The 14,281-nt window shown below is 70.4% G+C and carries 12 protein-coding genes; 2 read left to right on the top strand and 10 right to left on the bottom strand.

What is annotated here, in order from left to right; all coding sequences use genetic code 11:
* Window positions 1-32 precede the first annotated feature (32 nt).
* From ACWCQM_RS24920 to ACWCQM_RS24945, 6 genes are all read right to left on the bottom strand, one after another.
* Window positions 33-863, bottom strand: coding sequence for a shikimate dehydrogenase (locus ACWCQM_RS24920; RefSeq protein WP_450917371.1), 831 nt, complete (start codon window positions 861-863; stop codon window positions 33-35).
* Window positions 860-2,587: an endolytic transglycosylase MltG gene (mltG, locus tag ACWCQM_RS24925; protein WP_450917372.1), complete on the bottom strand. Its 1,728-nt coding sequence runs from the start codon at window positions 2,585-2,587 to the stop codon at window positions 860-862. The genes ACWCQM_RS24920 and mltG overlap by 4 nt, the downstream gene beginning before the upstream one ends.
* Window positions 2,588-2,687: 100 nt before the next feature.
* The gene (gene ruvX / locus ACWCQM_RS24930; RefSeq protein WP_450917513.1) at window positions 2,688-3,161 is read right to left on the bottom strand and encodes a Holliday junction resolvase RuvX; all 474 of its coding nucleotides are present in this window, start codon (window positions 3,159-3,161) and stop codon (window positions 2,688-2,690) included.
* An 8-nt stretch (window positions 3,162-3,169) separates the two neighbouring features.
* The gene (gene alaS, locus ACWCQM_RS24935) at window positions 3,170-5,839 is read right to left on the bottom strand and encodes an alanine--tRNA ligase (protein ID WP_450917373.1); all 2,670 of its coding nucleotides are present in this window, start codon (window positions 5,837-5,839) and stop codon (window positions 3,170-3,172) included.
* Window positions 5,839-6,135: a DUF6167 family protein gene (locus tag ACWCQM_RS24940; RefSeq protein ID WP_450917374.1), complete on the bottom strand. Its 297-nt coding sequence runs from the start codon at window positions 6,133-6,135 to the stop codon at window positions 5,839-5,841. Before ACWCQM_RS24940 ends, alaS begins: the two co-directional genes overlap by 1 nt.
* A 7-nt stretch (window positions 6,136-6,142) precedes the next feature.
* A complete protein-coding gene (locus ACWCQM_RS24945) occupies window positions 6,143-6,592 on the bottom strand; it encodes a DUF948 domain-containing protein (RefSeq protein ID WP_450917375.1) in 450 nt (149 codons plus the stop codon).
* 276 nt (window positions 6,593-6,868) lie between these two features.
* Between ACWCQM_RS24945 and ACWCQM_RS24950 the strand changes: the two genes are divergently transcribed.
* A complete protein-coding gene (locus ACWCQM_RS24950) occupies window positions 6,869-9,064 on the top strand; it encodes an ATP-binding protein (RefSeq protein WP_450917376.1) in 2,196 nt (731 codons plus the stop codon).
* Between the two features lie 14 nt (window positions 9,065-9,078).
* Here ACWCQM_RS24950 and rpsD read toward each other — a convergent pair whose 3' ends face one another.
* Window positions 9,079-9,693, bottom strand: coding sequence for a 30S ribosomal protein S4 (gene rpsD / locus ACWCQM_RS24955; protein ID WP_014157362.1), 615 nt, complete (start codon window positions 9,691-9,693; stop codon window positions 9,079-9,081).
* A gap of 188 nt (window positions 9,694-9,881) precedes the next feature.
* On the opposite strand from rpsD, the gene ACWCQM_RS24960 reads away from it, so the two are divergent.
* Window positions 9,882-10,583: a DUF2470 domain-containing protein gene (locus ACWCQM_RS24960; RefSeq protein ID WP_450917377.1), complete on the top strand. Its 702-nt coding sequence runs from the start codon at window positions 9,882-9,884 to the stop codon at window positions 10,581-10,583.
* A 39-nt stretch (window positions 10,584-10,622) separates the two neighbouring features.
* Here ACWCQM_RS24960 and ACWCQM_RS24965 read toward each other — a convergent pair whose 3' ends face one another.
* From ACWCQM_RS24965 to hisS, 3 genes are all read right to left on the bottom strand, one after another.
* Complete coding sequence (locus ACWCQM_RS24965) at window positions 10,623-11,996, bottom strand: replication-associated recombination protein A (RefSeq protein WP_450917378.1); 1,374 nt, start codon at window positions 11,994-11,996, stop codon at window positions 10,623-10,625.
* Window positions 11,997-12,040: 44 nt separating this feature from the next.
* Window positions 12,041-12,676, bottom strand: a complete 636-nt coding sequence (locus ACWCQM_RS24970; RefSeq protein WP_450917379.1) for a vitamin K epoxide reductase family protein — start codon at window positions 12,674-12,676, stop codon at window positions 12,041-12,043.
* A 332-nt stretch (window positions 12,677-13,008) separates the two neighbouring features.
* On the bottom strand, window positions 13,009-14,271 hold the full coding sequence (gene hisS / locus ACWCQM_RS24975) for a histidine--tRNA ligase (RefSeq protein ID WP_450917380.1): 1,263 nt from the start codon (window positions 14,269-14,271) through the stop codon (window positions 13,009-13,011).
* Between the last annotated feature and the right edge of the window lie 10 nt (window positions 14,272-14,281).

Here is a 14,281-nt window from a genome sequence, read left to right on the forward strand (position 1 = left end):
GGTGCCCACCACCACATCGGCGGTGGTCCTGCTCAGGTCCTGGATGATCCTCGCGTCGGTGAACTTGCTGTACTGGGCGTAGAACTCCTCCTGGCCAGACCGGTCATCTGTTCCACCTGGAGGACCGCCTGGTGGACGAGGAGGTCGAGGCCTCCCACGACACCGGCGCCCGTGGCCGCCCAGCGCGAGGCCAGGGCGGTCGGCCAGGGCTCGTACAGCACGTCGAAGAGGGTTCCGGGGGCCGGCGGGACCACGTCCGCCAGCGCGTCCGTGGTGCCGGCCGGGGTGGTGGCGATGACCAGGGGGGCGTGCAGCGCCTCCTCGGCCCGGGCCCAGTCCGCGACGCGGACGTCGGCCCCGAGGCGTTCGCCCCAGCCGCGCATCTCGTCGGCCCGTGTCGCGCTGCGCACATAGGCCGTGACGGGCCCGGTGCAGATCTCGGCGAGGGCGGCCAGCGCGGAGGACGCGGTCGCTCCGGCTCCGAGGACGGCCGCGGACTCCACCTTCTCGACCCCGCGCTCGCGCAGGGCCGCGATCATCCCGGGGATGTCCGTGTTGTCGCCGAGGCGCCGGCCGTCCTCGGTGAGGACCAGGGTGTTGACGGCCTCGACCGACGCCGCCGTCGGACTGATCTCGTCCAGCAGCGGGATCACCGCGCGCTTGAGCGGCATGGTCAGGGAGAGCCCCGCCCAGGAGGAGTCCAGCCCCTCGACGAAGCCGGGCAGCGCCGCCTCGTCGATGTCGAAGCTGTCGTACGACCAGCCCTCCAGGCCGAGCTCCGCGTACGCGGCGCGGTGCAGGGCCGGGCTGAGGGAGTGGGCGATGGGCGAGCCGAGGACGGCGGCGCGGCGGGTGGTGCTCACTGGTTGGCCTTGTTCTCTTCGTACTGCTTGCGGTTGCGCTCGTGCTCCTCGTTCGTCACGGCGAACAGCGTCTTGTCCTCGGTGACGGAGACGAAGTAGTACCAGGGGCCGTCGGCCGGGCTGATCGCCGAGTGCAGCGCGTCCGCGCCCGGATTGGAGATCGGGCCGAGCGGCAGGCCCTTGATGCTGTACGTGTTGTACGGATCGTCGATCTTCCGCAGATCGTCGACGGCTCCCACATCCAGCGTGCTCTCATCCCGGATGTAATTGACCGTGGAGTCGAATTCGAGCCTGCCGACGGTTTCGAGATTGTCAGGCTTGAGCCGGTTGTAGACGACCCTCGCGACCTTGTCGAAGTCGTGCTTGTACTTGCCCTCTTTCTGGACGAGGCTCGCCACGGTGATGACGTCGAGCGGAGAGTCCAGATTCAGCTTCTGGGCATTCTCCTCGAGATCGAGTTTCGCGTATTCCTTCTTGGCCCGGGTGACCATCTTCTTCAGCGCGTCCTCGGGCTTGGAGCCCTTGGGGACCGCGTACGCCGCCGGGAAGAGGAATCCTTCCAGCGGGTCCTTGATTCCCGGGTCGTCGTCCGCCCATTCGGGCAGCCCGAAGCTCTCGGCCTTCGTCTTCGCGACACCGGCGGTGGTGCCGGACTTCAGCTTCAGCCTCTTGTCGATCGCCGCGTAGACCCCGGTGGTGCTGGTTCCCTCGGGAATGATCATCGCGTCCTGGCTGGACGGGCTCAGCATCAGCTCGACAGCACTGTCGGCGGACATCTCCTTCTTCAGGAGATAGACACCGGCCTGAATGGACTTCCCCTTGGGATTTCCGTTCTGGGCGGAAATGAAGGCGTCGACCGATTTCACGACGCCGGCCTTCTTGAGGATGTTCGCGATCTCGTTCCCGAACGCGCCCTCGGGGATCTCGACCTCGACCGTGCTCGTGCCGTCACCCGCGTAGTCCGGGGCCTCGCCGAACTGGCTCTGGTAGTAGGAGTAACCGAAGTAACCCACCCCGCCGAGCCCGCCGACGAGGACCGCGGCGACGCCGAGGCACGCGCAGCCGTTGCGGCTCTTCTTCTTGCCCTTGCCGCGGCGGTCGCCGCCCCGCCGGGACTCGCGCGGGTCGTCGTCGTAGTCGTCATCGTCGTCCCGCGAGCCGCGCGACCCGCGGGATTCGCGCTCCTCGGCCGGCTCGTCCGCGCCGGTGAAGAAAGGATGCGTCTCCTCCTGCGGCGCGTCCGGGTCCCAGTCCTGGCCCTGCTGCTGGGGTGCCTGCTCACGGCGCCCCGGAGGCTGCGGCGGGGGGTAGGCCTCGGGGGTGCCGTAGTAGTCGGCCTGCTCGCCGTAGCCGCCGGAGTTGTGGCCGTACGGGGGCTGCTGCTGCGCCCCGTACGGCATCGCCGCCTGCTGGCCGGTGTCCCAGCCGCCGTTGTCGTACTGCGGCTGCTGCGGCTGCTGGTGCTGAGGGGGCTGCTGCTGGCCGTAGGGGTCGTACGGCTGCTGGTGCTGCTGCTGATACGGGTCCTGCTGCTGGTGCTGCTGCTGGTACGGGTCCTGCTGGTAGCCCTGCTGGGCGAACGGGTCCTGCGCGTAGGGCTGCTGCTGGCCTTCGTACTGGCCCTGGCCGTGGGCGGCCTGGTGACCTCCCCATCCCTGGTCCCCGTACAAGGGGTCCTCGGGATGCCACGGTTCGGAGCCGGGGCCCCGGCCATACTCAGTCATCGATCCCCTTGAGCCGCGAGACGACGCTCCGCCTCTTCGCTTTGCTGTGCGGTGTCTGTTCGAACACCGGCGCATCGCGCGGAACGTTACCGTATCGCGATCAGACAACCACTTCGACGCCCTCGCCCGGAGCAGTGCCTGACGCCCGTTCGGACTCCAGAGCGTTCTGAAGGATCACCACAGCGGCAGCCTGGTCGATGACAGACCGGCCCTTCTTGGACTTCACGCCCGAAGCGCGCAGCCCTTGAGTGGCCGTCACTGTGGTCATCCTCTCGTCCAGGAGACGTACAGGAATCGGTGCGATCGCACGGGCGAACACCTGGGCGAACGCACGGACCTTAGCGGCGGCCGGGCCCTCCCCGCCCCCGAGGGAGCGGGGCAGCCCCACGACGACCTCGATCGGTTCGTACTCCTCGACGATCTGGCCGAGGCGCCTGTGGGCGGCCGGGACGTCACGTCCCGGCACGGTCTCCACCGGCGTGGCGAGGATCCCGTCGGGGTCGCACGAGGCGACCCCGATCCGGGCGTCGCCGACATCGATCGCGAGTCGGCGTCCTCTGCGCATCTGCGTCATCTCCGGCGTCACGCCGTCTCGGTGACGAGGCGTTCGACAGCGGCGACGGCGTCACCGATGGCGTCCGGGTTCTGGCCGCCGCCCTGGGCGACGTCCGGCTTGCCGCCGCCACCGCCGCCGAGGGTCTTGGCCGCGGTACGGACCAGGTCACCGGCCTTGAGACCGCGCTCGCGGGCGGCCTCGTTGGTGGCGATGACCGTCAGCGGGCGGCCGTTGGCGGTGGTGAACAGGGCCACGACGGCCGCCCGGCCGCCCTGGATGCGCCCGCGCACGTCGAGGACCAGCTTGCGCAGGTCGTCGGCCGAGGTGCCGTCCGGCACCTGACCGGTGACCAGGGCGACACCGCGTACGTCCTTGGCGGACTCCACCAGTCCGGCGGCGGCGGCGAGCACCTTCTCCGCGCGGAACTTCTCGATCTCCTTCTCGGCGTCCTTGAGCTTGCCGAGCATGCCGGAGATCTTCTCGGGGAGCTCCTCGGGACGGCCCTTGAGCAGCTCCTGGAGCTGGGCGACGACCGTGTGCTCCTTGGCGAGGAAGTTGTACGCGTCCACGCCGACCAGGGCCTCGATGCGGCGGACCCCGGAGCCGATGGACGACTCGCCGAGCAGCTTCACCAGGCCCAGCTGGGCGGTGTTGCCGACGTGCGTACCGCCGCACAGCTCCTTGGAGAAGTCACCGATGGTGACGACGCGGACCCGCTCGCCGTACTTCTCGCCGAACTCCGCGATGGCGCCCTGCTTCTTGGCGTCGTCGATGGACATGACCTCGGCCTGGACGTCGAGCTCCCGGGCGAGGACCTCGTTGATCTTCTGCTCGACATCGGTGAGGACCGTGCCGGGTACGGCGGCGGGCGAGCCGAAGTCGAAGCGGAAGCGGCCGGGCGAGTTCTCCGAACCCGCCTGGGCGGCCGTCGGGCCGAGAGCGTCGCGCAGCGCCTGGTGGGTGAGGTGCGTGGCGCTGTGGGCGCGGGCGATGGCGCGGCGGCGGGTGTTGTCGATGGCGGCGTAGGCGGAGGCGCCGACGGTCACCTCTCCGACCTGGACCGAGCCCTTGTGGACCGAGACTCCGGGGACGGGCTGCTGCACGTCGCGGATCGTGATGACGGCACCGGTGTCGAGCCGGATCCGGCCCTGGTCGGCGAGCTGGCCGCCGCCCTCGGCGTAGAACGGGGTGCGGTCGAGGACGACCTCGACCTCGTCGCCCTCGGAGGCGGCGGGCGAGGGCACACCGTCGACGAGCAGGCCGACGATCTTCGACTCGCCCTCGATGCTGGTGTAGCCGGTGAACTCGGTGACGCCGGAGTTGTCGGCGACCTCGCGGTAGGCGGACAGGTCGGCGTGCCCGGTCTTCTTGGCCTTGGCGTCGGCCTTGGCCTTGTCCCGCTGCTCCTGCATGAGGCGGCGGAAGCCGTCCTCGTCCACCGAGAGGCCCTGTTCGGCGGCCATCTCCAGCGTGAGGTCGATCGGGAAGCCCCAGGTGTCGTGGAGCAGGAACGCCTTGTCGCCGGCCAGGACCCTGCCGCCGGCGGCCTTGGTCTCGGTGACGGCGGTCTCGAGGATGTTCGTGCCGCCCTTGAGGGCCTTCAGGAAGGCGGCTTCCTCGGCGAGGGCGACGGTCTCGATGCGCTTGCGGTCGGTGATCAGCTCCGGGTACTGCTGCCCCATGGTGTCGACGACGACGTCGACGAGCTCACGGACCACCGGCCCGGTGGCGCCCATGAGGCGCATGTTGCGGATGGCGCGGCGCATGATGCGGCGCAGGACGTAGCCGCGGCCCTCGTTGCCGGGGGTGACACCGTCGCCGATGAGCATGACCGACGTACGGATGTGGTCGGCGACGACCCGGAGGGAGACGTCGGAGCCCTGCTCGGCGCCGTAGCGGACGCCGGTGAGCTCGGTGGCCTTGTCCATCACGACGCGCAGGGTGTCGGTCTCGTACATGTTCTGCACGCCCTGCAGGATCATGGCGAGGCGTTCGAGGCCGAGTCCCGTGTCGATGTTCTTCGACGGCAGGTCGCCGAGGATCGGGAAGTCCTCCTTGCCGTCACCGGCGCCCCGCTCGTACTGCATGAAGACGAGGTTCCAGATCTCCACGTAGCGCTCGTCGTTGACGGCGGGGCCGCCCTCGACGCCGAACTCGGGACCGCGGTCGTAGTTGATCTCGGAGCACGGGCCGCAGGGGCCGGGGACGCCCATGGACCAGAAGTTGTCCTTCTTGCCCAGGCGCTGGATGCGCTCGGCGGGGACGCCGATCTTCTCGCGCCAGATCTGCTCGGCCTCGTCGTCGTCGAGGTAGACCGTGATCCAGAGGCGCTCGGGGTCGAGGCCGAAGCCGCCGTCCTCGACGGAGCTGGTGAGCGCCGCCCAGGCCAACTCGATGGCGCCTTCCTTGAAGTAGTCGCCGAACGAGAAGTTGCCGCACATCTGGAAGAACGTGCCGTGCCGGGTGGTCTTGCCGACCTCTTCGATGTCCGGCGTACGCACGCACTTCTGCACGCTGGTGACGCGCGGGGCGGGCGGCTTGACCTCGCCGAGGAAGTAGGGCTTGAAGGGAACCATGCCCGCGGGGACCAGCAGCAGAGTCGGGTCGTCCGCGATGAGCGACGCCGAAGGCACGACGGTGTGACCGCGCTCCTCGAAGAAGCTCAGCCAGCGGCGGCGAATTTCAGCCGACTCCATTAGTGGTCCTCATTCCGGTTGTTCGAGTTGTAGGGGAGTGTCCGATGGGGGACGAGTTCGGGGTCGTGCGGCGCCTCGATGCCGAGCGCCCCGCCCAGTTCCGCCTCGCGCCTGACCATGCCCTCACGCACGTCGAGGGCGAAGTCCTTCAGCTTGTGGCCCGCTTCGAGCGCCTTGTCGGCGGCCTGCGCCGCGAGGCTCTCCGGGGTCAGCTGGCGGATCTTGCGGTTGACCTTGGTGGTGGCCCAGACACCGGCGGCTGCGCCGGCGGTGAACCAGAACGTACGGCGGAACATCGCTGCGTCAGTCCTTCTGTCCGCGGGAGCTTCGGCCGGTCCGCTTCTTGTCGCGGGCGGACGGCACGGTACGGCCGACAATCACGGTGCGGCGGGCGGCCTTGCGGGCCGGCTCCGGCTCTCCGGCGGTGCGGCGGCCGATCGCCTGCCGTACCCCGTAGCCGAAGGCCGCGACCTTCACGAGCGGGCCGCCGAACGTGGAGGCGACGGTGGTGGAGAGCGCGGAGGCGTTGGAGGTGACCTCCTGGACGTCGCTCGCGATGGCGTCGACCTTGTCCAGCTGGGTCTGCGCGGAGCGCAGCGTTGCGGAGGCGTCGGCGAGCAGCGGGACCGCCTGCTCCGTCACGTCCGCCACCAGCGCGGTGGTCGCCTTGAGCGTCTGGGCCAGCCTCACCAGTACCACGGCGAGGAAGGACACCAGGATCGCCCAGAAGACAGCCACCAGGATGCCGGCCACCTCTCCACCGGACACAGTGCACCGCTCTCTGCTCGTCGTCCGCATCGGCCGGGGCATCTCCCGGCCGGCGTTCTGCCTGTCTCTGTTCGGCCGGCGCGCACTGCCACCACTGCCGATCGTCGTCCCCCGAGCCTATCGCGCCGGGCGTCACGCGCCGTACCGCATTACGGGCGGGCGGCGCGGCCGGTCGGGGTGACCGTGGCACGGGTCGTGGAACGGGCCCCGGGAGCGGGGAGATTGTACGGAGAGCTTATGTGCCAGTACTCTGCGTGTTTCATGCGACGCCCTCAGCGCCCCTCCCCCACGCCCGACGACGCGGAGCCCGTCCCCGTACGCGGAAATCTCCCGGCCGAGCTGGACGCCTTCGTGGGCCGCCACGACGAACTGGCGGAACTCGACTCGCTCCTGCGGGAGTCCAGGCTCGTCACCGTGGCCGGAGTCGCCGGGGTCGGGAAGACCCGCTTCGCGTCCCGGGTCGCGGCGCTCATGGAGAAACGGTACTGCGATGGCGTGTGGATCGCCGAGCTGTCATCGGTCCGCGATCCCGAGCTCCTCGAACACGCCCTGGTCGACGCCCTGGGGCTGACCGACCACACTCACCGGCCCCCGCGCGCCATTCTGATCGAACACTGTTCGGAACGCAGCCTCCTTCTGGTGATCGACGGTTTCGAACATCTGCTCGATGCGTGCGCCGGGCTGGTGAGGGAACTGCTGCGCCGGGCGCCGCGCCTCCAGGTGCTCGCCGCCGGGCGCCGGCCGCTGCGGGTGGACGGTGAACGCACCTTCCCCCTGGCGCCGATGGGGGACGACGACGCCATGGAGCTCTTCGCCCGGCGTGCCGCGGCGGTGCGGCCCGGCTTCCGGCTGACGGACGGTGACCGGGAGACGGCACGGGAGCTCTGCCGGCGCCTCGACGGCATCCCGCTCGCCCTGGAGCTGGCGGCTGGGCGGCTGCGGGCCCTGACCGTGGAGCAGGTGCTGCAACGCCTCGACGACCGCTTCCGGCTGCTGACGGGAGGCAGCCCCAACGCGCTCCCCCGCCACCAGACGCTGCGTACGGCCATCGGCTGGAGCCATGAGCTGTGCGCTCCCGAGCAGCGGATGCTGTGGGCGAGGCTCTCGGTGTTCGCCGGGCAGTTCGACCTGGAGGCCGTCGAGTACATCTGCGGCGGCGCGGGGCTGCCTGCCGACTCGGTGCTCGACGTCCTCGACGAACTGCTGGCCCAGTCCGTGGTGCTGCGCGAGGACTCGGCCCTCGGCAGCCGCTACCGGCTGCTGGACACCGTGCGGGAGTACGGCGCCGAGTGGCTGCGGGCGACCGGTGACGCCGACCGGCTGCGCCGCAGGCACCGGGACTGGTATCTGGGGCTCGCCACCTGGTGCGAGCTCGACTGGTTCAGCCCCAGACAGGCCGACGCCGCCGCCCGGATCGACAGCGAGCTGCCCAACCTCCGCCAGGCGATGGAGTGCTCGATGGAGAGCCCCGACGAGGTGCATCTCGCGCAGTACCTCGCGGGGACCCTCTGGTTCTACTGGACCGGATGCGGACATCTGTCGGAGGGCCGCCACTGGCTGGACCACGTCCTGGAGGAGGAGTCCCCCTACGACCACTCACGGCTGAAGGCCCTGTGGGTTCTGGGATATGTGGCGGTGCTCCAGGGGGACCCGGCCGGCGCGGTCTCCGCCCTCCAGGAGTGCCGCGAGGAGGGTGAACGCTCGGGGGACGCCGCCGCCGTGGCCTACGCGGTGCACCGTACGGGCTGCCTCTCGATCGTCACGGACGACCCGGGTCGCGCCGAGGAACTGCTGCGCGAGGCGCTCACGCGCTACCGGGAGATCGGCGAGCTGAACAGCAACGTCCTGATGGCCCAGGTCGAGCTGGGCATGGCCGTGGCCTTCCTCGGGGACCTGGACGGGGCCGCGGCGATCTGCGACGAGGTCCGCGAGATCTGCGAGGACCACGGCGAACGGTGGGCCCTGGCCTACGCGCTGTACGTCCTGGGCTTCACGGCGCTGGAGGCGGGACTGAGCGGGCGGGCGCGCCGGATGCTGGAGGAGGCCCTGTCGATCGGGCACACCTTCGACGATCTGCTCGGCACGGCCCTCTCGCTGGAGCTGCTCGCCCTGATCACGGCGGTCGAGGGCGACGCCACCGAGGCGGCGGTGCTCCAGGGGGCGGCGGACCGGATCTGGCCCTCGGTGGGGCTGCCGCTGTTCGGCTCCGCCCACTACGGCAGGCCCCGGCTGCAGTGCGAGGAGCGGGCCAGGGCGGCACTGGGCGACGTACGGTACGACGCCGCGCGCAGGACGGGCCGTCTGCTGGACACCCCGGGGGCGGTGGCCCGGGCGCTCGGCACCGGCGGGGAGGCGGGGGCGCTCCCCGCGCCGGGGCCCGGCGGCTCCGGCGCGGGGGAAACGCGAAGGCCCGCCGCCTCCCGTACGACAGGGAGGGGCGGGCCCGAGCTCGGTTGAGAGCTGCGCCTGCGTCAGCGGGCGTAGTACTCGACGACGAGCTGCTCGTCGCAGATGACCGGGATTTCCTTGCGGTTCGGGTCACGGTCCAGGCGGAAGGCCAGGGCCTTCAGGTTCACCTGGAGGTAGCGCGGGGTCTCGCCGTCCGTGTCGTAACCACCCTCGCGGGCCACCTGGAAGGGGACCTTGGAGCGGCTGCGCTCGCGGACCTGCACGACGTCGTCGGGGCGCACGCGGAAGGACGGCTTGTCGACCTTGCCACCGTTGACCTCGATGTGGCCGTGGACGACCATCTGGCGGGCCTGGTAGATGGTGCGGGCGATGCCCGAACGCAGGACCAGGGCGTCGAGGCGGCGCTCGAGCTCGACGACCAGCGCCTCGCCCGTCTTGCCCTCGGCCTTACGGGCGCGGTCGTAGGCACGCGCCATCTGGCGCTCGCTGATGTCGTACTGCGCACGCAGACGCTGCTTCTCGAGCAGACGGACCTTGTAGTCCGAGTTCTGCTTGCGGCCACGGCCGTGCTCGCCCGGCGGGTAGGGGCGGGCTTCGAAGTACTTGACAGCCTTCGGCGTCAGGGCGATGCCGAGGGCACGCGACTTCTTGACCTTGGGACGCGACTGGTTAGGCACGTTCTCCAGACCTCCGTTGTAGGTTAGGTTAGGCTTACCTTACTCAAGGAGATCGCATGTCTCGCCCTGGGAACACCACACACGTCACGGACAGCACAGACAGCGGCAGCACGACAGAAGGTGCTGCTACGACGGAAGGCCGATCTGATCGTGGTCAGCCGCGTCCCAGCGGGCTTGAAAACACTCGGATGCCGTCAGCAGCCGAGCGCACACGAACTCTCGTACAGAGTACCTGCTCCGCGGTGCTGCTCGTACCGGGGCTGTCGGTGGTCCACCCGGACCAGCTGATGCCCGACTCCAGGAGCGTCGGTCCCGAGGGGGATCTCTTCCTCGGATTCCCAGCGGATTCGCCGCTCGTACGGGCCGCGACGCACGCCCAGGGCGACGAACTGACCGCCGTTCTGGAGATCACCGACGTCGCACCGGTCTCCGTCCCGCACCGGATCCGCGGCCGGGCCCGCGTCGCCGGCTGGCTCACCTCCGTGCCGGGGCTGGCTCAGCCCGGCCGGATGATGCTCCGGCTGGAGTTCGGGGACGCGTCGATCGACGACCTGTGGGGATACGAGGAGGTCGAGCCCGAGGACTTCAGGGACGCCGTCGCCGATCCGATGGTGGACCACGAGGCCGAGCTGCTCCAGCATCTGCACGCCGCCCACGGCGAACAGATGGCGACGCTGTCCGCGCTGCTCGGTGAGCGCGCGGAGTGCGACTGCCCGGAGAACCGGCCGCAGGCCGTGCCCGTCGCACTCGACCGCTTCGGCCTGCGGGTGCGGTTCGTCGAGGGCGGCGGGGCCTGCTTCGACGCACGCTTCGAGTTTCCCGAGCCCGTACGCGACATCGCCGAGCTGCGCCGCGCGATGCACACGCTCTTCGAGGCGGCGGCCTGCTGAGCCGCGGCCGTCAGGCGGCGCACACCCGGTCCGCGGCCGTCACGAGGACGCGGGACCGTCCGGGCCGGTGCGGCCGAGCCGCTCGCGGACCCGGTCCGCCACGTCCGCGTAGCGCGCCTCCGCGCCGTACCGCGTGGGTTCGTAGTAGCGCCTGCCTCGGACGGCCTCCGGGGCGTACTCCTGGGCGGCGATACCGCCGGGGACGTCGTGCGGGTAGACATAGCCCTGGGCATGGCCCAGCTTGGCGGCGCCCTTGTAGTGGCCGTCGCGCAGATGGGCGGGGACGGGTCCCGCGAGGCCCCTGCGCACGTCCTCCTGCGCCGCAAAGATCGCGAGCGTCGCCGCGTTGGACTTGGGGGCGAGCGCCAGCGCGATCGTGGCGTGGCTGAGGGTGAGCGCCGCCTCCGGGAAGCCGATCATGGCCACGGCCTGGGCGGCCGCGACCGCGGTGGGCAGCGCCGTCGGGTCGGCGAGGCCGATGTCCTCGCTGGCGGAGATCATGAGCCGCCTGGCGATGAAGCGCGGGTCCTCCCCCGCCTCGATCATCCGGGCGAGATAGTGCAGGGCGGCGTCCACGTCGGACCCGCGGATCGACTTGATCAGGGCGCTCGCGACGTCGTAGTGCTGATCGCCGTCACGGTCGTACTTCACGGCGGCGCGGTCGACGGTCTCCTCGAGCGTCGTGAGCGTGATCTCCCGCTCGTGCGTGGTGAGGGCAGCTCCGGCAGCCGCCTCCAGGGCGGTCAGCGCGCGCCTGGCGTCGCCGCCGGCGATCCGCAGCAGATGCGCCTCGGCGTCCTCGGGCAGGGTGACGGCACCGCCCAGCCCGCGCTCGTCGGTCAGGGCCCGCCGCAGCAGCGCCCGCAGGTCCTCGTCGGTGAGCGGCTCCAGAGTGAGGAGCAGCGAGCGGGACAGCAGCGGGGAGATGATCGAGAAGTACGGATTCTCCGTGGTGGCCGCGATCAGCGTGACCCAGCGGTTCTCGACTGCGGGGAGCAGGGAGTCCTGCTGGGCCTTGGAGAAGCGGTGGATCTCGTCGAGGAAGAGGACGGTCTCCTTGCCGAAGCCGCCGGTGGCGCGGCGCGCGCCCTCGATGACGGCCCGGACCTCCTTGACGCCCGCGGTGATCGCGGAGAGCTCGACGAAGCGCTTGTTGGTGGCCTTGCTGACCACGTATGCCAGGGTCGTCTTCCCCGTGCCGGGCGGACCCCAGAGGATCACCGACGAGGGGCCCGCGGGGCCTCCGCTGCCCTCCCCCACAAGGCGGCGCAGCGGCGAGCCCGGCTTGAGCAGATGCTGCTGGCCGACGACCTCGTCCAGTGTGCGAGGGCGCATCCGGACAGCCAGAGGGCTGCTGGACGGGTCCTTCTCCTGGCGGTCTTCGGCTGCTGCGGTAAAGAGGTCGGGCTCCACGCTGTGAAGCCTATGTCACCCCACCGACAGACCCGCCTGCCGCGTCAGCTGGTCCAGAAGTCCCACCAGCGGGTCAGGATCAGCATGCCGATGATCCCGATCCAGAGCACCGGCGGCACCCAGTGGAACTCGCTGAGGGCGTTCCGCAGCCAGGCGGGCGCGGGCAGGATGCCGTGCTTGATGTTGTGCGTGGTGACGTAGCAGAACATGAAGATCGTGGCGACCCAGGCCAGGCAGCACCAGAGGCAGAGCGAGTTGATGTTGTACAGCGACTGGTACTGGAGCCAGGTGCAGAAGCCGACGCCGAACAGCGTGCCGGCGTTGAGGCCCAGCCAGTACCAGGCGCGGAAGCGGGCACCCGCGAGGAGGGCCAGGCCGATGCCGATGACCACGGAGTAGGTGGCGATGCCGAGCATCGGGTTGGGGAAGCCGAAGGCGGAGGCCTGCTCGCTCTTCATGATGTTACCGCACGCGACCACCGGGTTCAGGCTGCATCCCGGCGTGAAGCTCGGGTCCTCCAGCAGCTTGAACTTGTCGATCGTGATCACCCAGGCGGCGAGCAGTCCGGCGGCGCCGGTGATCACCAGCAGCAGTGCGAGCGCACGGCTGCCGCCGAAGGTCCTGGCTCCGTTGTCCTCGTCCTGTCGGGAGGAGGGATGATCTACCGCTGCCATCGTCATATCGCCGTTCCATCACTGAGTAGCCAGCCGGGCACGGTCATTGTGCCGCACAGCCGTCGTGGCCATCCGTTCGATCGGCATAAAGGTGTGCGCGCGAAGGGTCCGCTCTGCACGCCCGGACAGGCGGTCCCCACGGGGCGGGCGGGGGCACCGCTTCCCCGGCGCGTGACGGCCGTCCCGTACCCGAAATCAACCCGGAGGGTGAGTCCCCGCCCATGCTGTTGACGGCCGACGGGGCCAGGACGCCCCGCCCCCGCCCGTTCGGGCCGGGACGCACTGTGCCCGCCCGGTCGGGCCGGGCGGGCGGGCACAGGGGTGGAGGGGAGAGCGGGTCAGGCCAGCTTGGCCCGCACGGTGGCCACGAGGGCGTCGAGCGCGACCGCCTCCTGCTCGCCCGACTCCATGTCCTTGAGCTGGACCGCGCCCTCGGCGAGATCGCGCTCGCCGGCGACGAGCGCGTACCGGGCGCCGGAACGGTTGGCGTTCTTCATCGCGCCCTTCAGCCCCCGGCCGCCGAACGCGAAGTCCGTGGCGACTCCGGCCTTGCGCAGCTCGGTGACCAGACCGAAGAGCACCCGCCGGGCCTCTTCGCCGAGCGGGACGGCGTACACGCTGGTGGTGGAGGGGATGTCGAGCTCGACGCCCTCGGCCTCCAGGGCGAGCACCGTGCGGTCCACGCCGAGTGCCCAGCCGACGGACGGCAGGGAGGGGCCGCCGATCATCTCGGACAGCCCGTCGTACCGGCCGCCGCCGCCCACCGCGGACTGGGAGCCCAGGCCGTCGTGGACGAACTCGAAGGTCGTGCGGGTGTAGTAGTCGAGGCCGCGGACCAGCTTCTCGTCGTCCTCGTACACCACACCGGCCGCCGTCAGGAGCTCGCGGACCTCCTCGTGGTACGCCTTGCAGGCGTCGCAGAGGAAGTCGCGCAGCATCGGGGCGCCGGTCAGCTGCTTCTGGACGTCGGCCCGCTTGTCGTCGAGGACCCGCAGGGGGTTGATCTCGATGCGGCGGCGGGTGTCCTCGTCGAGGTCGAGGTCGCGCAGGAAGGTCTGGAGCGCCTCGCGGTAGACGGGGCGGCACTCCTTGTCGCCCAGCGAGTTCAGCAGGATGCGGAACTGGCTGAGGCCGAGCGAGCGGTACGCCTGGTCGGCGAGGATGATCAGCTCGGCGTCGAGCGCGGGGTCCTCGGTGCCGATCGCCTCGGCGCCCACCTGCGAGAAGTGGCGGTAACGGCCGGCCTGCGGCTTCTCGTAGCGGTAGTACGAGCCGGAGTACCAGAGCTTGACGGGGATGTTGCCCGCCTTGTGCAGGTTGGCCTCCAGCGCCGCGCGCAGTACGGACGCGGTGCCCTCGGGGCGCAGTGCGAGCTTGTCGCCGCCCTTGGTCTCGAAGGCGTACATCTCCTTGGACACGATGTCGGTGGACTCACCGACGCCGCGGGAGAACAGGGCGACGTCCTCGAAACCGGGCGTCTCGATGTAGCCGTAGCCGGAGTTCTTCAGGGGGGTGGAGAGCGCCTCGCGCACCGCGAGGAACTTCGCGGAGCTCGGGGGGATCAGGTCGTACGTGCCCTTGGGGGCCTGGAAGGTGCTCACGGTGTTTTTC

The organism is Streptomyces sp. NPDC002125 (assembly GCF_053593715.1).